The sequence below is a fragment of the Pseudaquabacterium terrae genome (genome assembly GCF_013266755.1).
Classification (GTDB): Bacteria; Pseudomonadota; Gammaproteobacteria; order Burkholderiales; family Burkholderiaceae_C; genus Pseudaquabacterium; species Pseudaquabacterium terrae.
In genome coordinates, this window is the sequence record NZ_JABRWJ010000002.1 from 702,065 (window position 1) to 720,331 (window position 18,267).

At 69.3% G+C, this 18,267-nt stretch carries 19 protein-coding genes and 1 pseudogene; 14 read left to right on the forward strand and 6 right to left on the reverse strand.

Annotation, left to right across the window (positions count from 1 at the left end; all coding sequences use genetic code 11):
* The first annotated feature begins 3 nt into the window (after positions 1–3).
* The 14 genes and pseudogenes from HLB44_RS08290 (at position 4) to HLB44_RS08355 (ending at position 13,761) form a co-directional block, all read left to right on the forward strand.
* The gene (locus tag HLB44_RS08290; protein ID WP_173122070.1) at positions 4–1,131 is read left to right on the forward strand and encodes a sn-glycerol-3-phosphate ABC transporter ATP-binding protein UgpC; all 1,128 of its coding nucleotides are present in this window, start codon (positions 4–6) and stop codon (positions 1,129–1,131) included.
* Positions 1,116–2,417 carry an extracellular solute-binding protein gene (locus HLB44_RS08295; RefSeq protein WP_173122071.1) on the forward strand — a complete coding sequence of 434 codons (1,302 nt, stop codon included), beginning with the start codon at positions 1,116–1,118 and terminating at the stop codon, positions 2,415–2,417. The genes HLB44_RS08290 and HLB44_RS08295 overlap by 16 nt, the downstream gene beginning before the upstream one ends.
* An 11-nt stretch (positions 2,418–2,428) precedes the next feature.
* Complete coding sequence (locus tag HLB44_RS08300) at positions 2,429–3,607, forward strand: oligogalacturonate lyase family protein (protein WP_173122072.1); 1,179 nt, start codon at positions 2,429–2,431, stop codon at positions 3,605–3,607.
* 60 nt (positions 3,608–3,667) lie between these two features.
* On the forward strand, positions 3,668–4,489 hold the full coding sequence (kdgR, locus tag HLB44_RS08305; protein WP_173122073.1) for a DNA-binding transcriptional regulator KdgR: 822 nt from the start codon (positions 3,668–3,670) through the stop codon (positions 4,487–4,489).
* Between the two features lie 73 nt (positions 4,490–4,562).
* A complete protein-coding gene (locus HLB44_RS08310) occupies positions 4,563–5,345 on the forward strand; it encodes a FadR/GntR family transcriptional regulator (RefSeq protein WP_343051254.1) in 783 nt (260 codons plus the stop codon).
* Between the two features lie 103 nt (positions 5,346–5,448).
* Positions 5,449–6,414, forward strand: a complete 966-nt coding sequence (locus HLB44_RS08315; RefSeq protein WP_173122075.1) for a Bug family tripartite tricarboxylate transporter substrate binding protein — start codon at positions 5,449–5,451, stop codon at positions 6,412–6,414.
* A gap of 1 nt (position 6,415) precedes the next feature.
* Positions 6,416–7,759, forward strand: a complete 1,344-nt coding sequence (gene gudD, locus HLB44_RS08320) for a glucarate dehydratase (protein ID WP_173122076.1) — start codon at positions 6,416–6,418, stop codon at positions 7,757–7,759.
* Between the two features lie 12 nt (positions 7,760–7,771).
* Positions 7,772–8,746 (forward strand): Bug family tripartite tricarboxylate transporter substrate binding protein, encoded by a 975-nt coding sequence (locus HLB44_RS08325; protein WP_173122077.1) that lies wholly within the window; start codon positions 7,772–7,774, stop codon positions 8,744–8,746.
* 16 nt (positions 8,747–8,762) lie between these two features.
* Entirely contained in the window at positions 8,763–9,536 is a 774-nt protein-coding gene (garL, locus tag HLB44_RS08330) for a 2-dehydro-3-deoxyglucarate aldolase (RefSeq protein ID WP_173122078.1), read from the forward strand.
* Between the two features lie 4 nt (positions 9,537–9,540).
* A complete protein-coding gene (locus HLB44_RS08335; RefSeq protein ID WP_173122079.1) occupies positions 9,541–10,437 on the forward strand; it encodes a 2-hydroxy-3-oxopropionate reductase in 897 nt (298 codons plus the stop codon).
* Positions 10,438–10,619: 182 nt separating this feature from the next.
* Complete coding sequence (locus HLB44_RS08340) at positions 10,620–10,925, forward strand: M48 family metalloprotease (RefSeq protein ID WP_246312118.1); 306 nt, start codon at positions 10,620–10,622, stop codon at positions 10,923–10,925.
* 139 nt (positions 10,926–11,064) lie between these two features.
* Positions 11,065–12,021, forward strand: a complete 957-nt coding sequence (locus HLB44_RS08345) for an ABC transporter substrate binding protein (protein WP_173122081.1) — start codon at positions 11,065–11,067, stop codon at positions 12,019–12,021.
* 211 nt (positions 12,022–12,232) lie between these two features.
* Positions 12,233–12,550, forward strand: a pseudogene (locus tag HLB44_RS08350) (NAD-binding protein); the annotation flags it as partial.
* Between the two features lie 65 nt (positions 12,551–12,615).
* Positions 12,616–13,761: an ATP-binding protein gene (locus tag HLB44_RS08355; protein ID WP_173122082.1), complete on the forward strand. Its 1,146-nt coding sequence runs from the start codon at positions 12,616–12,618 to the stop codon at positions 13,759–13,761.
* A 16-nt stretch (positions 13,762–13,777) separates the two neighbouring features.
* On the opposite strand, the gene HLB44_RS08360 is transcribed toward HLB44_RS08355, so the two are convergent.
* The 6 genes from HLB44_RS08360 to HLB44_RS08390 all read right to left on the reverse strand — a co-directional run bounded on the left by HLB44_RS08360 (position 13,778) and on the right by HLB44_RS08390 (position 18,070).
* The gene (locus HLB44_RS08360) at positions 13,778–13,996 is read right to left on the reverse strand and encodes a hypothetical protein (protein ID WP_343051255.1); all 219 of its coding nucleotides are present in this window, start codon (positions 13,994–13,996) and stop codon (positions 13,778–13,780) included.
* 333 nt (positions 13,997–14,329) lie between these two features.
* Complete coding sequence (locus HLB44_RS08365; RefSeq protein WP_173122083.1) at positions 14,330–14,812, reverse strand: GNAT family N-acetyltransferase; 483 nt, start codon at positions 14,810–14,812, stop codon at positions 14,330–14,332.
* Positions 14,813–14,830: 18 nt separating this feature from the next.
* Positions 14,831–15,370, reverse strand: a complete 540-nt coding sequence (locus tag HLB44_RS08370; RefSeq protein WP_246312120.1) for a hypothetical protein — start codon at positions 15,368–15,370, stop codon at positions 14,831–14,833.
* Positions 15,367–16,710 carry a tetratricopeptide repeat protein gene (locus tag HLB44_RS08375; protein ID WP_173122084.1) on the reverse strand — a complete coding sequence of 448 codons (1,344 nt, stop codon included), beginning with the start codon at positions 16,708–16,710 and terminating at the stop codon, positions 15,367–15,369. The genes HLB44_RS08370 and HLB44_RS08375 overlap by 4 nt, the downstream gene beginning before the upstream one ends.
* Positions 16,707–17,501, reverse strand: coding sequence for an SRPBCC domain-containing protein (locus HLB44_RS36735; protein ID WP_246312121.1), 795 nt, complete (start codon positions 17,499–17,501; stop codon positions 16,707–16,709). The genes HLB44_RS08375 and HLB44_RS36735 overlap by 4 nt, the downstream gene beginning before the upstream one ends.
* Positions 17,502–17,509: 8 nt before the next feature.
* Positions 17,510–18,070, reverse strand: coding sequence for a DUF1697 domain-containing protein (locus HLB44_RS08390; protein ID WP_173122085.1), 561 nt, complete (start codon positions 18,068–18,070; stop codon positions 17,510–17,512).
* Positions 18,071–18,267 lie beyond the last annotated feature (197 nt).

The window sequence follows — 18,267 nt, forward strand, 5'->3', positions numbered from 1 at the left end:
AACGTGGCACAGCTGAGCCTGAAGAAGATCGAGAAGACCTACCCGAACGGCTTCAAGGCCGTGCACGGCGTCGACCTGGAGGTGCGTGACGGCGAGTTCATGGTCTTCGTCGGCCCCTCGGGCTGCGCGAAGAGCACGCTGCTGCGCATGGTCGCCGGGCTGGAAAGTATCTCCGGCGGCGAACTGGCGATCGGCGGCCGGGTGGTGAACCAGCTGCCGGCCAAGCAGCGCGGCATCGCGATGGTGTTCCAGAACTACGCGCTCTATCCGCACATGACCGTGTTCGACAACCTGGCGTTCGGCCTGAAGCTCGCCGGCACGCCGCGCGCCGAGATCCAGGCCCGCGTCGGCGAGGCCGCGAAGCTGCTGGAAATGGAGCACCTGCTCGAGCGCTACCCGAAGCAGCTCTCCGGGGGCCAGGCGCAGCGCGTTGCCGTCGGCCGCGCGATCGTCAAGCGGCCCGGCGTGTTCCTGTTCGATGAGCCGCTGTCGAACCTCGATGCCAAGTTGCGCGCCTCGATGCGCGCACGGCTGACCGACCTGCACCGCACGCTGCGTGAATCGGGTCGGCCGTCGACGGTGGTGTACGTCACGCACGACCAGGTCGAGGCGATGACGATGGGCGAGCGCATCTGCGTGCTGAAGGACGGCACCATCCAGCAGGTCGACACGCCGGCGGTGCTGTACGAGCGGCCGGCGAATGCCTTCGTCGCCGGCTTCATCGGCTCGCCGGAGATGAACCTGCACGCAGTGCAGGTGACGACCGATGGGGGGGCGCTGTCCTGGGGCGGCCTCACGCTGCCGCTGCCGGTTTCGCGGCAGGCGCTGCTGCACTCGCGCGCCGGGCGCCAGGTGATCCTCGGGCTGCGGCCGGAGCACCTGGGCGCCTTGCCGACGCACGCCGGCGCCGTGCCGCTGCCCGGCACGCTGCGCTTCGTCGAGAACATGGGCAGCGAGGTCTTCGTGCACGCCGACATCGGCGGCCTGCCGTTCACCGCGCGCATCGCGCCCGATGTGCTGGGCGATCTGGCGGGCAAGAACCGCGGCGATGGCCACGTCTTTCACCTGCAAGCTGCGGCGCTGCACCTGTTCGATGCCGACAGCGGGGTCAACCTGTGCACGCTGCACTGAATCGCCGCCGCGTCCTGCTGTCGGCCGCCGGCCTCGCCGCGCCGGCGCTGGTCGGCGCGGCCGAGCCGGTGACGCTGCGTTTCCTGTGGTGGGGCGGCGGCGATCGCCACAAGCGCACGCTGGCGGCGATCGCCGCGTTCGAGGCGCGCAACCCCGGCGTGCGCATCCGGGCCGAATACATGGGCTCGGTCGGCTACCTGGAGAAGCTGACGATGCAGATGGTCGGCGGCACCGAGCCCGACCTGATGCAGATCAACTGGGCCTGGCTGAACATGTTCAGCCGCCACGGCAACGGCTTCCTCGATCTCGGCACGCAGCGCGAGGCGCTGGCGCTGGACGAGTTCAGCGACGAGGACCTTCGCATCTGCACCGTCGGCGGCAAGCTCAACGGATTGCCGGTGTCGTACACCGCGCGCATCTTCCTGTGGAACAGCGCGAGCTTCGGGCGCGCCGGCCTGCCGGTGCCGACGACCTGGGACGAGCTGTTCGCCGCCGGCGAGCCGTTCGGCCGCGCGCTCGGCGAACGCGCGTATCCGATCGACGGCGAGATCTACGACATGCTGCTGCTGGCCCAGGCCTATGTCTTCCAGCAGCACGGCAGCCCTTACGTGCACCCGAGCGAGCCGCGTGTCGCGATGAGCGCGGCCGCGCTGCTCGACTGGGTCAAGACCTACAAGCGGCTCTTCACCAGCCGCGCGGCGACGCCGGTGCCGTACCGCGCGAGCCTGGGCGGTGCCGAGAAGCCGCTGGAGCAGCAGCCCGACTGGGTGGTCGGCCGCTGGGGCGGCACCTACACCTGGGACACCGTGCTGCGCTCGCGGCTGTCGACGCTCGATGCGCAGCAGAAGCTCGACGTCGGACCATTCCTGACGCTGCCCGGCGCGAAGAACAGCGGCATGTTCGGCCGACCGACGGCGCTGTTCGCGATCAGCAAGCGCACGCGGCATCCGGCGCTGGCCGCGCGTTTCCTGAACTTCCTGCTCGCCGATCCGGGGGCCGCGCGCCTGCTCGGCCTGACGCGCGGCGTGCCCTCGGCGGCCAGCGCCTACCGTGTGCTCGACGAGGCGCGGCTGCTGCCGGCGCTGGAGCTGAAGGCCTACCGCCAGATCGCTGCGCAGCGCGAGGCCGGGCGCATCGACCTGCCGTCGATGCGTTTCGAGGACGCGCGCTTCCGCCGCTTCCTGCGCGAGATCTTCGAGCTGCTGGGCTACGACCGCATCAGCGAATCCGACGCCGCGCGCCGGCTGATGGACGACGGCAACGCGCTGCTGGCGCGCATCAAGTGAAGAACACCGCAATGACCCCACCGACCGGCAAACACACCGTCCGCACGCTCACATTCGACGTCAGCGAGGATCCCGACACCGGTGCCCGGATGACGCGGCTGACGCCGATCGACGTCACCTGCCACCGCAATTACTTCTACCAGAAGTGCTTCACGAACGACGGCCGCAAGCTGCTCTTCGGCGGCGAGTTCGGGCCCGACACCGACTGGCACTACCACCTGCTCGACCTGCAGACCGGCGCCGCGCTGCAGCTCACCGACCAGGCCGAGGAGAACACCTTCGGCGGCTTCCTGAGTCCCGATGACCGGCACCTGTACTTCGTGCGCGCGAAGCGGCAGCTGATCCGCCTCGAGCTCGACTCGCTGCGCGAGGAGGTGGCCTATGTCGTGCCCGACGGCTGGGTCGGCTACGGCACCTGGGTCGCGAACAGTGCCTGCACGAAGATGGTCGGCATCGAGATCCGCGCCAGCGACTGGTTCCCGCTAACCGACTGGCAGAAGTTCCGCGAGATGTTCTTCGCGAAGCCGCGCTGCCGGCTCATTCGCATCGATCTCGCGACCGGCGCGCGCGAGACCATCCACGAAGTGGATTGCTGGCTCGGCCACCCGCAGTACCGGCCGCACGACGACCGCACGGTCGCCTTCTGCCACGAGGGCAACCACGACCTGGTCGATGCGCGCATGTGGTTCATCGACGAGGACGGCACCAACCTGCGCTGCGGCAAGCGACACGCCGAGGGCGAAAGCTGCACGCACGAGTTCTGGGTGCCCGACGGGTCGGCGATGGTCTACGTCTCGTACTTCAAGGGCCGGCCCGAGCGCTGGATCCGCGCGCTCGACCCGCTGACCTTGCACGACCGGGCGCTGGCGCAGATGCCGCCGTGCTCGCACCTGATGAGCAACCACGACGGCACGCTGATCGTCGGCGACGGCTGCGCCAGCCCGGCCGACGTCGACGACCAGGCCGGCTACGCGATCGGCGTCGATCCCTACCTGCACCTGTTCGATCTCAGCGCCGGTGCCGGCCGGGCGACGACGCGGCGCATCGCCCGCCACGACAGCTCATGGAGCGTCTACAAGGGCGACCGCCAGGTCACGCATCCGCATCCGTCGTTCACGCCGGACGAGCGGCAGGTGCTGTTCAGCTGCGACAAGGCCGGCGAGCCGGGGCTCTTCCTCGCCGACCTCTGACGCGCTCCGATCGGAGCGAGAATCCCAATCCTGAAACGCCATACCAGAACAGTCGAAACGATGGACGACGATAGCTACGACCCGAAGCAGCCGGAGTCCGTTGCCGCGGTGCTGAAGGTGTTCGCGATCCTGCAGGCGCTGTCCGAGCGTGACGAGACCGGCGTGTCCGAGCTCTCGGTGCGCCTGGCGATGCCCAAGGCGACGATCTACCGCTTCCTGCAGACGATGAAGAGCCTGGGTTATGTGCGCCAGGAGGCCGACAGCGAGCGCTACGGCCTGACGATGCGGATGTTCGAGCTCGGCACCAAGGCGCTGCAGTACCACGACCTGGTCGAGCTGGCGAAGACACGCATGCAGCTGCTGGCCGACGAGACCGGCGAGACGGTGCACCTGGGCATGCTGATCGACAGCGAGATCATCTACGTGCACAAGGTCGACTCGCGCCACATGCTGGGCATGTACTCGCGCGTCGGCCGCCGCGCGCCGCTGCACTGCACGGCCATCGGCAAAGTGCTGCTGGCCTGGGAGCATCCGGAGCGCCGCGAGCGCATCCTCGCCGGCTGCGACTTCCAGCGCTACCGCGACAAGACGATCACCGACCGCGGCGCGTTCGCGGCCGAGCTGGACCGGGTGCGCGCGCAGGGCTTCGGCGAGGACCGCGAGGAGTTCGACGACCACATCCGCTGCCTCGGCGTGCCGATCTTCGACCGGCTGAACCAGCCCGTCGCGGGCCTGAGCGTCAGCTTCCCGACCTTTCGCTTCGACGAGGCCAATGCGCCCGCGGTGGTCAAGGCACTGCAGCAGGCCAGCCGGCAGATTTCCGGCGAGCTGGGCTGCATGCACTTCCCGCTCGACCCACCGGCGGCGGCAGGGCGGCGATGAGCCCGCCTTACGCGGGATTTCCATGGTTGCGGGCAGCTAAGAGTTACGTTGTCATACAACCATGAGTGATTCGGTGCTCGCCCGGCGAGGCGACAGGGCAGATGCGGCACAAGCCGGCAGCGATCGGCCGCTGCGCCGCCGCCCGCGCACCTTGGCACTGGAGCTGGTCGATTCGCTCGGCGAGCGCATCCGCGACGGCCGCCTGGCCACCGGCGACAAGCTGCCGACGGAGGCGGCGATCATGGGCGAGTTCGGCGTCAGCCGCACGGTGGTGCGCGAGGCGATCTCGAAGCTGCAGGCCTCGGGCCTGGTCGAGACGCGCCACGGCATCGGCACCTTCGTCAGCGGCATGGGCGAAGCGGCTTTTCGCATCGGCGCCGACCAGCTGGCGACCTTGCGCGACGTGATCGCGGTGCTCGAGCTGCGCATCGGCGTCGAGACCGAGGCCGCAGGCCTGGCCGCGTTGCGGCGCAGCGAGGCCAACCTGGCGGTGATGCGCGAGGCGCTGGACACCTTCACGCAGGCGGTCGGCGAGGGGCGCGATGCGATCGCCGCCGACCTGCAGTTCCACCAGGAGATCGCCCGCGCGACGCAGAACCTGCACTTCGTGCAGCTGATGTCGACGCTGGGCGCGTCCATCATCCCGCGCGCGCGGCTCACGCCGCCGGCCGATGCCCTGGCGCAGGACCCCGAGCGCCAGACCTATCTGCGCCGCGTCAACGCCGAGCACGAAAGCATCCTCGATGCGATTGCCGCGCAGGACCCCGATGCTGCACGCGCCGCGATGCGCACGCACCTGACCAACAGTCGCGAACGGCGCCGCCGCGCGGCGCAGCAGGCGGGCGCGGCCCCCTGACGCGGGACAACGGGGCGACAAGCCCCGGCCAGCGGATCGGCCATTGGCACCAACTTCGTCTTATGTTGTACGATGACTGACAACTGCTGGAGTTGTTCACGTGATGCGGATTTCGAAGTGGCTCGCGCCGATGTTGCTGGCGGCGTCTTCCCTGCTGGGCACGGCACAGGCTTATCCCGACAAGACGATCACCCTGATCGTTCCGTTCCCGCCCGGCGGCTCGACCGACAGCCTGGCGCGAGCGATCGCGCCGAAGCTGCAGGAGCGCCTGGGCCAGTCGGTGGTCGTCGACAACAAGCCCGGCGCCACCGGCACGATCGGCGCGGCGCAGGTGGCGCGTGCGCCGGCCGACGGGCACACGGTGCTGGTCGCGTCGCTGGGGCCCTTCGTGATCGTGCCGCACCTGCTCAAGAGCGTGCCCTACGACGCGCTGAAGGACCTGGACCTGCTGAGCGTCGCGGTGCAGGCGCCGAACGTGCTCGTCGTGCCGGCCGCGTCGCCGTGGAAGAGCGCGGGGGATGCGGTCGCGGCGATGAAAGCCGCGCCGAACAAGCACACCTTCGCCTCCTCGGGCAACGGCTCGTCGGACCACCTGACGGTGGAAGTGTTCTGGCAGCAGACCGGCACCAGCGGCACGCACGTGCCGTACAAGGGCGGCGCGCCGGCGATCAGCGACCTGCTCGGCGGCCAGGTCGACGCCTCGTTCCAGAACGTCAACGCGGTGCTGCAGCACATCGCGAGCGGCAAGCTGCGCGCGCTGGCCGTCACCGGCGACAAGCGCTCGGCCGTGCTGCCGAACGTGCCGACGCTGGCCGAAGCCGGCATCCGCAACGTCAACGTCTATTCGTGGCAAGGCATTGCGGTGCCGCGCGGGCTGCCGGCGGACACCAAGGCCAAGCTGCACGCGGCGATCGTCGCGGCGCTGAACGACCCCGCCGTCAAGTCCAAGTTCACCGACATCGGCATCGAGGTCGTCGCCAACACGCCGGCCCAGGCCGTCGCCTTCCAGCAGCAGGAGCATGCGCGCTGGAAGACGGTGATCGAGACCGGCAAGATAACGGCCGATTGAGATGGCATCCTCCGACACCCCCCGCATCGCGTCGCTGCGCGCGATTCCCGTCGCCGGCCGCGACGGCATGCTGCTGAACCTCAGTGGCGCGCATGCCCCGTTCTTCACCCGCAACCTGGTGATCCTGACCGACAGCGCCGGCCGCGCCGGCGTCGGCGAGGTGCCCGGCGGCGAAAAGATCCGCCAGACGCTCGAAGACGCCGCGCCGCTGCTGATCGGCCAGCCGGTCGGCGCTTACCGCAACCTGCTGCAGTCGCTCGAGAAGGCCTTCGCCGACCGCGACGCCGGTGGCCGCGGGCTGCAGACCTTCGACCTGCGCACCGCCATCCACGCGGTCACGGCCATCGAGTCGGCCCTGCTCGACCTGCTCGGCCAGCACCTGGGCGTGCCGGTCGCCGACCTGCTCGGAGAGGGCCGCCAGCGCGACGAGGTGCCGGTGCTCGGCTACCTGTTCTTCGTCGGCGACCGCAGGAAGACCGACCTGCCGTATGTCGATCCGGCCAGCGAACCCGATGCCCGCGACGCCTGGTTCCGCCAACGCCACGAAGCAGCGCTGACGCCTGAAAGCATCGTCCGCCTCGCCGAAGCCGCGCACGCCCGCTACGGCTTCGAGGACTTCAAGTTGAAGGGCGGTGTGCTGCGCGGCGAGCAGGAAGTCGAGGCCATCCGCGCTTTGCACGAGCGTTTTCCGCAGGCCCGCGTGACGCTGGACCCGAACGGCGGCTGGCTGCTGAAAGACGCGATCCGCCTGACGCGCGACCTGCACGGCGTGCTGGCCTATGCCGAAGATCCCTGCGGCGCCGAGGACGGCTTCTCCGGCCGCGAGGTGATGGCCGAGTTCCGCCGCGCCACCGGCCTGCCGACGGCGACCAACATGGTGGCGACCGACTGGCGCCAGCTGGTGCATGCGCTGTCGCTGCAGTCGGTCGACATTCCGCTCGCCGATCCGCATTTCTGGACCCTGGCCGGCTCGGTGCGCGTCGGCCAGACCTGCCGCGACTGGGGCCTGACGTGGGGATCGCATTCGAACAATCACTTCGACGTGTCGCTGGCGATGTTCACGCAGGTCGCCGCCGCGGTGCCCGGCCGCGTGACGGCGATCGACACGCACTGGATCTGGCAGGACGGCCAGCGGCTGACGAAGGAGCCGCTGCCGATCCGCGGCGGCCGCATCGCCTTGCCGCAACGTCCTGGCCTCGGCGTCGAGCTCGACATGGCCGAGGTCGACAAGGCGCATGCGCTGTACCGCCAGCATGGCCTTGGTGCGCGCGACGACGCGACCGCCATGCAGTACTTGATTCCCGGCTGGCGCTTCGACCCGAAGCGACCCTGCCTCGACCGTTGAGGAGACTCCTGAATGCTGCGTAGAAACACCCTTCGTGCGCTCGGCCTGGCCGCCGGCGCGCTGCTGCTGTCCCCGCTGGCCGCGTTGGCGCAGGACTGGCCTGCGAAGCCGATCAAGATCGTCGTGCCCTACACGCCGGGCGGCTCGTCGGACATCATCGCCCGCGCCATCGCCACGCCCTTGCAGGAGGCGCTGAAGCAGACGGTGATCGTCGAGAACCGGGCCGGCGCCAATGGCAACACCGGCACCGATCTGGTCGCCAAGTCACCGGCCGATGGCTACACGCTGCTGCTGTGCGATGTCGGCGCGTTGTCGATCACGCCCTCGGTGTACCCGAAGCTGCCCTTCGATCCGTCGAAGGACCTGGCCGGCGTGACGATGCTGGCCTACTCGCCGCACCTGCTGGTCGTGCACCCGTCGGTGCAGGCCGGCAATCTGAAGGACCTGGTCGCGCTGTCGAAGAAATCGAAGATCGATTTCGCGGTCACCGCGATCGGCAGCGCGCCGCACCTGGCCGGTGTCGCGGTCGAGAAGGCCACCGCCGCGCAGTGGGCCTACATCCCGTACAAGGGCGGCTCGCAGGCCATCAACGACACGGTGGCCGGCCAGACGCATGTGCTGATGAACGGCATGCTGGCGACGCTGCCCTTCGTCAAGTCGGGTCAGCTGAAGGTGCTGGGCGTCTCGGCCGAGAAGCGCGTTGCGCTGCTGCCCGAGGTGCCGACGATCGCCGAGCAGGGCGTCAGCGGTTTCCAGTCCGGCACCTGGCAAGGCGTGCTGGTGCCGGCCGGCACGCCGTCGGCGGTCGTGCAACGACTGTCGGCCGAACTGACGCGCATCATCAACACGCCCGAGATCCGCAGCCGCCTCGCCGCGCAGGGCGCCGACGTCGTGACGATGACGCCGCCGGAGTTCGCGAGCTTCTTCGCCCGCGAGCGCAAGCACTGGGCCGACGTCGTCGCCCAGGGCGGCGTGAAGATCGAGTGATGCAGAGGACCCGACGATGAGCCCGTACACCGGCATTCCGAACCGCCTGCGCGCCGACCTGCGCGAGGGCAAGCGCCTGATCGGGCTGTGGGCCTCGCTGGCCAGCCCGATCACCACCGAGGTGGCCGGCGTCGCCGGCTTCGACTGGATCCTGCTCGACGGCGAGCACGCGCCGAACGACGTCGGCACCTTCATTCCGCAGCTGATGGCGCTCAAAGACAGCGTCAGCGCCCCGGTCGTGCGCCCGACATGGAACGACACGGTCGAGATCAAGCGCCTGCTCGACGCCGGCTTCTACAACTTCGTGATCCCGATGGTCGAGAGTGCCGACGCGGCGCGCGCGGCCGTGGCGGCGACGCGTTATCCGCCCGCCGGCAACCGCGGCGTCTCGGTCAGCCAGCGCAGCAACCGCTACGGCAGCGTGCCGGACTACTTCCGCATCGCCAACGACCACATGTGCGTGATCGTGCAGATCGAGAACCATGCCGGCGTGCAGGCGGTGGCCGACATCGCGGCGGTCGACGGCGTCGACTGCGTCTTCGTCGGACCGTCCGACCTGGCGGCCAACTTCGGCCACCTCGGCAATGCGGCCCATCCGGAAGTGCAGGCGGCGATCGAGCGCATCTTCGCGGCCGCGAAAGCCGCGGGCAAACCGAGCGGCATCCTCGCGCCGGTCGAAGCCGATGCGCGGCGCTACCTCGCCATGGGAGCGACCTTCGTCGCCGTCGGCAGCGACCTCGGCGTCTTCCGTGGCGCGACGCAGGCGCTCAGGGACAAGTACAAGGAGTGATTGAATGAGCAAGCTCGGATTCGTCGGCCTCGGCATCATGGGCGCGCCGATGGCCGGCCATTTGCGCGCCGGTGGGCATGAGCTCTACGTGCACACGCGCAGCCAGGTGCCGGCGGCCTTGACCGATGCCGGCGCGATCGTCTGCCCGAGCGCGGCCGAGGTGATGCGCCGTGCCGACACGGTGTTCCTGATGCTGCCGGACACGCCGGACGTCGAGAAGGTGCTGTTCGGTGCCGGCGGCATCGCCGAAGGCTTGGCCGGCTCGTCAGGCAAGACGGTGGTCGACATGAGCTCGATCTCGCCGATCGAGACCAAGACCTTCGCCGAGCGCATCGCCGCGCTCGGTGCCGACTACCTCGACGCGCCGGTCTCCGGCGGCGAGGTCGGCGCCAAGGCCGCGAGCCTGACGATCATGGTCGGGGGCAGCGAGGCCGCGTTCGCGCGCATGCAGCCGTTCTTCTCACTGATGGGCAAGAACATCACGCATGTCGGCGACGCCGGCGCGGGCCAGGTCACGAAGGTCGCGAACCAGATCATCGTCGCGCTGAACATCGCCGCGGTGGCCGAGGCGCTGGTCTTCGCCAGCAAGGCCGGCGCCGATCCGGCCAAGGTGCGCCAGGCGCTGATGGGCGGCTTCGCCGCCAGCCGCATCCTCGAGGTGCATGGCGAACGCATGATCAAGCGGACCTTCAACCCGGGCTTTCGCATCGGGCTGCACCAGAAGGATCTGAATCTCGCGCTGCAGGGCGCGAAGGCGCTGGGGGTTGCGCTGCCGGGCACGGCGAACGCCGCGCAGTTGATGCAGGCGTGTGCCGCGCAGGGCTGGGACCAGCTCGACCACTCGGCGCTGGTGCGGGCGCTGGAGCTGATGGCCAGGCACGAAGTGGCGCCTGCGGGCTGAGTCCTTTGTCGAGCCGGTCAGCGTCGGCGTCGGCCTGCAGGACTTCGGCGTCGTCGCCGCTTCAGCCGGCGCGTGTTCACCGCTACCCCTACGGCCCGACACTGCGCGACTGGTCCGGGCAGTTCCAGCTCACCGAGATCCGGACGATGTCGCCGGCCTGGCGGAGTAGAGTCGGCGTTGCCATGGCGCGCCTCGCCCCGCTCGCATCGCTGCTCACCGCGCTTGTCGGCGGCCTGGACATGAGCGCCGCCGAGATCTCCGCGGTCACCGGCCACGAGATCGCGCATGCGCTGCGCGAGCACTCGCGCGAGAAGGTGCCGCAGCAGGGGTTGTCGCAGGCCGTCGTCACCAGCATCGCGGTCTCGGACGCGCGCAATGCCGGCGCCTACGGCGCGCTCGCCGGCGTCGGCTCGCTGCTGTTCCGCGCGCTCGACGAGGCGGTGCCGAAGGTGATCGGGCTGTACGAGGCCGCGCTGAAAGCGCGTTAGGCGCATGCGCACCCGACCGAACCCTGGCCCTGTCGGCAGGCCCCAAGCCCACGCTGCAGAACGCGCCTCACCTCGAACCGTCGGCGCATGCTCGTCCCATTCTGGTGACGAGGGATTCATGCGCAGGCGTCATGCTTCCGTGGCGATCGTTCTGCTTGCTCCGGTATACGGCACCTCCCGGGCGCAGCGGACCCGGGTGATCCGCATCGGCATTCTGGCAACTCCGACTCCGGAGGCGTGGGAGCCGCGCCTCGTGTGGTTCAAGCAGGCGCTCGCCTCCCGCGGCTACGTCGAAGGCCAGGACTATGTCCTCGTGCCACGCTTTGCAAACAACAACATCGACCAACTCGACAGTCTCGCCGCCGAGCTGGTGCGGCTGAAACCGGACCTCATCGCGACTATTGGCGCAGCGCCGACGAAGGCCGTGATGAACCAGACGGGCACGATACCGATCGTGGTGATCGGCGCTGGTGACCCGGTCGGATCGGGTCTCGTCAAGAGCCTGGCGCGGCCTGGTGGCAATGTCACCGGAACCTCGAATTCGTTTACCGACCTGACACCCAAGACGCTGCAACTGTTGCGCGACACAGTGCGTGACCTGTCGCGCATCGCGGTCCTGGTCCTTCCCGGTCAAGCGTCACATCAGCAGGTTGTGCGGACCATGCACACACTCGCCCCCGGGATCGGTATCCGGGTGATTCCGGTGGAAATCCCATCGGCGCGCGAGCTTGAACAAGGCTTTCGGACGATGACGCATCAGGGCGCGCAGGCGGTCGTCGTCGCGCACGCCTCGATATTCCTCGGCCTCAAGCGGCAACTGGCCGAGTTGTGCCTCGCAAACCGCTTGGCGGGAGCCAGCTTTGCGCCAGAGTACGCCGATGCCGGCCTGCTGATTGGCTACGGCCCGGATCCCGTTGAGTTTTACAATCGCACCGCGTACTTCATCGACCGCATCCTCAAGGGCGCATCGCCGGCAGACCTGCCGGTGGAACAGCCGACGAAGTTCGAGTTCGCCCTCAATCTACGCACCGCTCGTGCGCTTGGTATCAGCGTGCCACAAGCGTTGCGGTTACGCGCGGATCGCATTATCGAGTAGCGGTCTCCCGACGCCACCCACCAACCCCCAGGAGCGCAAGACATGCTCTCCATCACCAGTGCCGAGCAGTTCGCGCGCGATTGGCTCGCACTCCTGGACAGGCTCGCTCCGCTCGGTCTACCGCAACACGATGACCCGGCCTGCGAGTGACGCCTGACCCCGATCGAGAGCCGTCGAGTCGGTCGAGCAATGGCTCGGCGTCCTGCCGCGCAGCAAGGCCGGCGCCGACCCGGCCAAGGTGCGCCAGGCTTTGATGGGCGGCTTCGCCGCCAGCCGCATCCTCGAGGTGCATGGCGAACGCATGATCAAGCGCACGTTCAACCCGGGCTTTCGCATCGGGCTGCACCAGAAGGACCTGAACCTCGCGCTGCAGGGCGCGAGGGCGCTGGGGGTCGCGCTGCCGGGTACGGCCAACGCCGCGCAGTTGATGCAGGCGTGTGCCGCGCAGGGCTGGGGCCAGCTCGATCACTCGGCGCTGGTCAGGGCGCTGGAGTTGCTGGCGGCGCACGAGGTGACGCCGCAGACATAGCGAGTAATTTCAGGACCATCGGAAAAAACTCGCGAGTTTTTTCCGATGGACGTAAGATCGCCCGGATGCCTTCCGCGGACGACCCGTTTGCCATTGCCGCTCCAGCGCACCGCTATCTGCGGGCGCAGGTGGAGGAGGACTTGGCATTGAAGATGGTGTTCATCGGCGGCCCACGCCAGGTCGGCAAGACGTCGCTGGCCCGCTCGCTACTGCCGGACCCGGCCTGCGAGCTCAACTATGACGTCGCTGCGCACCGGTTGGCGCTGCTCCGCCACGAATTGCCGGCCACCGACTTCTGGTTCTTCGACGAAATCCACAAGTACCGTGGTTGGCGCAACTACCTGAAGGGACTGTTCGATCAGCACGGGGGCCGGCGCCGCATTCTGGTTACCGGTTCGGCCCGCCTCGACCTCTACCGTTTCGGCGGTGACTCGCTGCAGGGCCGCTACTTCTACTTGCGGCTGCATCCGTTCAGTGTCGCGGAACTGGGTGGCCAAGCCGATGTTGTTCCGGCCCTGCTGGCCCTCGGCGGGTTCCCCGAGCCATTTCTCTCTGCGAGCGAACGCTTCGCGCGACGCTGGGCACTCGCGTACCGAGAGCGGCTGGTCCGAGAAGAAATCTCCGGCCTCGAGCAGGTGTCCGACCTCGGCCGGCTCGAACTGCTGGCGGCAACTCTGCCCGAACGCGTGGGCAGCCCTCTGTCGCTCAACTCCCTGCGCGAGGATCTGCAGGTGTCTCACCAGACCGTCTCACGCTGGGCGGACATGCTGGAGCGCGTGTACGGTATCTTCCGCCTGGCCCCGTTCGGCGCGCCCAGACTGCGCGCCGTCAAGAAAGAGCGCAAGCACTACCACTACGACTGGTCGGTGGTCCCCGATGCCGGCGCCCGCTTCGAGAACATGGTGGCCAGCCACCTGTTGAAGTGGGTCGAGTTCCAGATCGACACCGAAGGCCGCGACCTGGAACTACGCTACTTCCGTGACATCGACGGCCGCGAAGTGGACTTTTTGATCACCGAGCGACGGCAGCCGATCGCGATGGTCGAGTGCAAGTTGGGCGACGACGTGGTGTCGCCAGGTTTGCGCTATCTCAAGGCGCGCTTTCCGGACGTCATCGCATGGCAGGTTTCTGCGCATGGCGTGCGCGACTATCTCAGCGTCGAAGGCGTGCGCGTTGCACCTGCCGTGCGCCTGCTGCGCGAGCTGGTGTAACCCAGCTACCGGCCCATCACGCCGTGGCGGAGGGCTGAAGCCACGCGGAGCGCGTCACGGCCAGCGCCTGGCTGGTGTGGCGCTCGTCGATCCACGCGCGGCCCTGGTCCAGGGCGTAGCGGATCGCGGCGCGGTGGTCGTCGAACAGCGGCGTGAAGCGCAGCACGCGGTCGTGCGTGGCGCTGCCCTGGCCGCTGCGGATGGAGACCGATGCCGCATAGCGGCTATCGGGCAAACGACGCGTCAAGGTGGAAACGCGGTACTTGCCGATGTCGATGGTCGTGTTCGAGTTGTTGATATCTTGCTTTCGTTGAATTGCGCTGGAACAGCGCTGCGAGCAGGCGACGCCGCGCTCCGCACATGCTCGCGCTGTGCTGAAAACACCAAGCAATCAATGACGGGGGAGATTCGACCGGAACGACCCGCGGCGAGCGCGGCGGGTGTACAGAGGAGTGACCTGCGAAACGACGGTCTTGAGCGTGCCTACGGGGCGCATGGTACACGCCGGACCCCGTGTCATGGCCGCGATGCACGAATTGACCCTTTGCGGCGGACCGATCCGTGGATTTCAGCCCCTTTTCAGCGCCATTTCGAAGAATTGCATGCCTTCGACCGGTGCCTCGTAGTACGGCGCCGTCTCGGTGAAGCCGAAGCGCTGGTACAGGACCTGAGCGGCGCGGGTCCGGGGCACGGTGTTCAGCACCAGCCGGGCGTAGCCGAGCGAGCGGGCGCGGTCCATCAGCGATGCGACCAGCCGCTCGCCGAGCGCCGCGCCGCGGTAGGCTGGCCGCACGAACAGCCGCTTCACCTCGGCCACCGCATCCGAATGCCGCAGCAGGCCAACGCAGCCGGCGATCTCGCGCTCGGCCTCGGCGACGAGGAACAGCCCTGACGGCGCGCTGAACAGCTGCTCGAGCGCAGCGGTCTCGGCGATGAAGCGTTCCGACAGTTCCATGTCGAGCCAGTCGACGTAGTCCTGGATGATGGAGCGCAGGCCAAGGCTGTCGGCCGGGAACGCGGCTTCGCGGATCTGCGGTGTGCGCTCGTGCATGCGAAAGAACCGGGTTCCTCAAGTACGCGGCGCCGCCGGCGCCACGCAGCCCGCCGCAGCACCCAGGCCCTTCAGATACGCACGCCGGATCGTGCCGGCGGCGATCGCCGAGCTGACTTCCTTCGAGTAGCGCTCGGCACCGCTCAATTTGCGCACCCAGCCGCGGAATGGCACGATGCCCTCGGCGGCGCTGCGCACCGCGCCGACGGCGGCGTCGCCGACCGCGCCGCTGCCGCGCTCGACCAGGCTCGGATTGCTCTCGGTGGCCGGCGTGTCGAGGTCGGCGCCGAGCGCGGCGTCGAGCGTGCGCACCTGCGCCGCCAGCGCCGTGCAATCACGCTCCGCCGGCAGTGCGTAGGGCGCCCGCTGCGCCGTGGCGAGCACCGCCGGGATGTCCGCGCGCACCAGGTTCAGGTCCGACAGCGGCGTGGTCGCGGCCTGGCCGAGCGGCGTGCTCGTCGTGCTCGGGGTGTCGCCGCCGCCGTTGCGGCGAGTGGCATCGGGGGTCGAGCAGGCGGCCAGCGCCGCCAGCAGCATCAACATCGAGATGGATTTCATGCGCGCTCCTGGAGTGTGACGATCAACCCGGCGACCGGCTGGCGCTGGTCCTCGCGGATCGGTTGCTCTTCGATCAGCAGCACGTCGAAGCCGTGCCGCTCGGCCAACGCTTCGAGGTAGCGGCGCGACTGCGCGTAACGCGCGCTCGGCCGCAGCACGAAGTCCTGCGCATCGTCGGCGCGCTCGACCGAGAAGCAGAACAGGCCCCCCGGCTGCAGCACGCGCCGCGCGCCTTCGAACACCGCATCGAGCGCGCCAATGTAGATGAACACGTCGGCGGCGACCAGCAGCGCGTAGCGTTCGGCGGTCTGCTGCAGGTGCCGCGCGATGTCGGCCTGCACCAGGCTGCGGTAGACGCCGCGCTCGCCCGCCTTCGCCAGCATCGGCGGCGACAGGTCGACGCCATCGAGCTGCTCGACCAGCGGCGCGAGCAGCGGCCCGCACAGGCCCGTGCCGCAGCCGAGGTCGAGCGCCGCGCCGAGGCGCCTGCCGGCCCCCTGCGCGGCCACCTGCGCGGCGACTTGCGCGCCGACCTGCTGCGCGATCAGCTGCGGTGCGCGGTAGTGCAGCGCCTGGACCAGGTGCGCGTCGAAGCTGCCGGCATAACCGTCGAACAGCCCGCGCACGTAGAGCGGCGGCGCCTGCACCGGCGCGGCGCCGCCGGTCACCGACGCCAGCAGGTAGGCGTTCAGCGCGGCATCGCCGCCGAAGGCAAGTGCCTGGCGGAAGCAGTGCCCGGCCTCGTCGAGCTGCTGCCGGTCCTTCAGGATCGCGCCGCAGCCGCTCCACGCATCGGCGAGCTGAGGGTCGTGGACCAGCGCCTGCCGATAACTCGTCAAGGCCTCGTCATGGCGATCGAGCTCCTGCAGCGTCTGGCCACGCCGCCACCACGCCTCGGCGCGCTGCGGGTCGATCTGCAGCAGGCGATCGAAGCAGGCCAGCGCCTCGGCCGGGCGCCGCAGCCGGTTCAGCGTCAGCCCCTGGTGATAGCTTGCAGCGACGTGGCTCGGATCGTCCGGCTGCACCTTGGCGTAGGCGGCCAGGGCTTCGTCGTCGCGGCCCAGGTCGGCCAGCGCATGGCCGCGGTGGAACCAGGCTTCACCGAGCGTGGGTTCGGCGGCGAGCACGGTCGACAGACCCTCGAGTGCCTGCTGCGGCAAGCCCAGCTTCAGCCGCGTCTGGGCCAGGTTCAACAGCGTCGACGTGCGGCCCGGCACCAGCGCCAGCGACGCAGCGAACTGCTGCTGCGCCGCTTCGTAGTGCTCGGCCTCGAAGGCCCGCACGCCGTCGATGAAATGCCGGCGCGCGGCTTCGAACACATCGCTCCCGACATCGTTCATGCGTCACTCCCGTTCGAACCCCGCAGATCCTCGACCGACTCCGGCGACAGCCACAGCACCGAGCTGAGATAGGACTCGATGTGCGCGAGGATGGCTTCACGCGGACCCTGCAGCCAGGCCCGCGAGCCGTAGAACGCATCCTGGCGCGCCTGCAGGTCGGCCAGGTCGTCGTAGGCGCGGACGAGGTGATAGCTGTCGGCCGCGTGCGCCGACGGACCGAAGGCCACCACGTCGGTCGCCCAGTCGCGCAGCAGCGGCACCGCCTGCTGCAGCACCTGGGCGTGGAACGCCGCCTGCGTGCCCGGCTTCAGCTGGTACGAACGCACCTCGACCAGCCGCGCTCCACCCGGCGCGCGCTGCGCCGCCAGCACCGCGGCCAGGCGATCGAGGTTCTGCTCGTTGGCCGGGCCGGCGAAGGGCGCGACGCGCGCGCATTCGGCGGCATCGTCGAACACCTGCTGCCAATCGATGCGCGTGCGGCCGCCGTCGTCGGTGAGCGTGATGGTCAGCGTGAAGGCGTGCACCGGCGCGACATGCCGCACGACGAAACGCGCTGGCCCGGCGAGCTCGGTGAAGACGCACTCGTTGGGGTAGTCGGTGCCGTCCGGCCCGTGCATCGTGAACAGCCAGCGCCCGCCGGGGCGCGGCTCGAAGACCTCGAAGGTATTGCGAAAGCCCGCCGGCCCCCACCAGCGCGCCAGCCGCGCCGGGTCGATGAAGGCGGCGAACACGCGCTCGCGCGGCGCGTCGAGCGCTCGGGTGGTGGCGAGGGTGCGGGCGTCGTCGTTCATGAGCGTCATCACTCCGGGGTTCCGAGCAGTCCGGCCAGCGCCTGCACCGTGCGCCAGTTGCGCCCGGTCGCCGGCAGGCCGACGCACTTGTCGATGAAATTGGGCGTCAGCTTCGAGGCGGGGATGCCGTGCGCGAAGTGGATCCACAGGCCGTCGCGCACGGTGCGGACGGTCTCGCCCGGCGCCGCACGTTCGCGCAGCAGCGCCTCGGCGGTGGCGACGGGCGCCTGGTTGGCCAGCAGCAGCATGACGCGGTTCGGCTCGCTCGCCGATGCCTCGGCGAAGGGGTTGTCGCGCAGGTACTGCTGCCAGCGCGCGGCATCGCGCACGATCACGTCGCTGTGGAAGCCGAAGTGCTCGGTGATCGATTGCTCCAGGCGCTTCGCGGCCGCGGCCGGCGCGCCGCTGACGCTGGCGATCAGGTTGCCGCTGGCCAGGTGCGTCTTCGGCGCGCCGAAGCCCAGCGCCTCGGCGATCTCGCGCAACGCGGCCATCGGCAGCTGGCGCTTGCCGACGTTGATCGCGCGCAGCAGCAGCACGCAGCGGGCAGGGTCCTTGGCGGCAGGCATCGAGCGATGCTAACCGTCGCGACGTGCGGCGCGCGGCATCGCCCATCCGTGTTCTCACGCGCATGCACCGAGGCGCGCGCGACGAGCGCCCCTTGTGTTTCATTTGAAATCGCCGCGCCGGGATCGGATACGGCGCGGCAACCATCGCCGCCGACAGTGGGGGCCATCCCCAGCCACCACCGACCGGAATCACGACG

Bases quoted from the DNA above. Each gene is read 5' to 3' on its own strand.
- HLB44_RS36735 (WP_246312121.1), bottom strand. From the start codon at position 17,501: ATGAACGACGACGCCCGCACCCTCGCCACCACCCGAGCGCTCGACGCG.
- garL (WP_173122078.1), top strand. From the start codon at position 8,763: ATGAGCCCGTACACCGGCATTCCGAACCGCCTGCGCGCCGACCTGCGC.
- HLB44_RS08365 (WP_173122083.1), bottom strand. From the start codon at position 14,812: ATGCACGAGCGCACACCGCAGATCCGCGAAGCCGCGTTCCCGGCCGAC.
- HLB44_RS08390 (WP_173122085.1), bottom strand. From the start codon at position 18,070: ATGCCTGCCGCCAAGGACCCTGCCCGCTGCGTGCTGCTGCTGCGCGCG.
- HLB44_RS08335 (WP_173122079.1), top strand. From the start codon at position 9,541: ATGAGCAAGCTCGGATTCGTCGGCCTCGGCATCATGGGCGCGCCGATG.
- HLB44_RS08325 (WP_173122077.1), top strand. From the start codon at position 7,772: ATGCTGCGTAGAAACACCCTTCGTGCGCTCGGCCTGGCCGCCGGCGCG.
- HLB44_RS08370 (WP_246312120.1), bottom strand. From the start codon at position 15,370: ATGAAATCCATCTCGATGTTGATGCTGCTGGCGGCGCTGGCCGCCTGC.
- HLB44_RS08315 (WP_173122075.1), top strand. From the start codon at position 5,449: ATGCGGATTTCGAAGTGGCTCGCGCCGATGTTGCTGGCGGCGTCTTCC.
- gudD (WP_173122076.1), top strand. From the start codon at position 6,416: ATGGCATCCTCCGACACCCCCCGCATCGCGTCGCTGCGCGCGATTCCC.
- HLB44_RS08340 (WP_246312118.1), top strand. From the start codon at position 10,620: ATGGCGCGCCTCGCCCCGCTCGCATCGCTGCTCACCGCGCTTGTCGGC.
- HLB44_RS08355 (WP_173122082.1), top strand. From the start codon at position 12,616: ATGCCTTCCGCGGACGACCCGTTTGCCATTGCCGCTCCAGCGCACCGC.
- kdgR (WP_173122073.1), top strand. From the start codon at position 3,668: ATGGACGACGATAGCTACGACCCGAAGCAGCCGGAGTCCGTTGCCGCG.
- HLB44_RS08375 (WP_173122084.1), bottom strand. From the start codon at position 16,710: ATGAACGATGTCGGGAGCGATGTGTTCGAAGCCGCGCGCCGGCATTTC.
- HLB44_RS08300 (WP_173122072.1), top strand. From the start codon at position 2,429: ATGACCCCACCGACCGGCAAACACACCGTCCGCACGCTCACATTCGAC.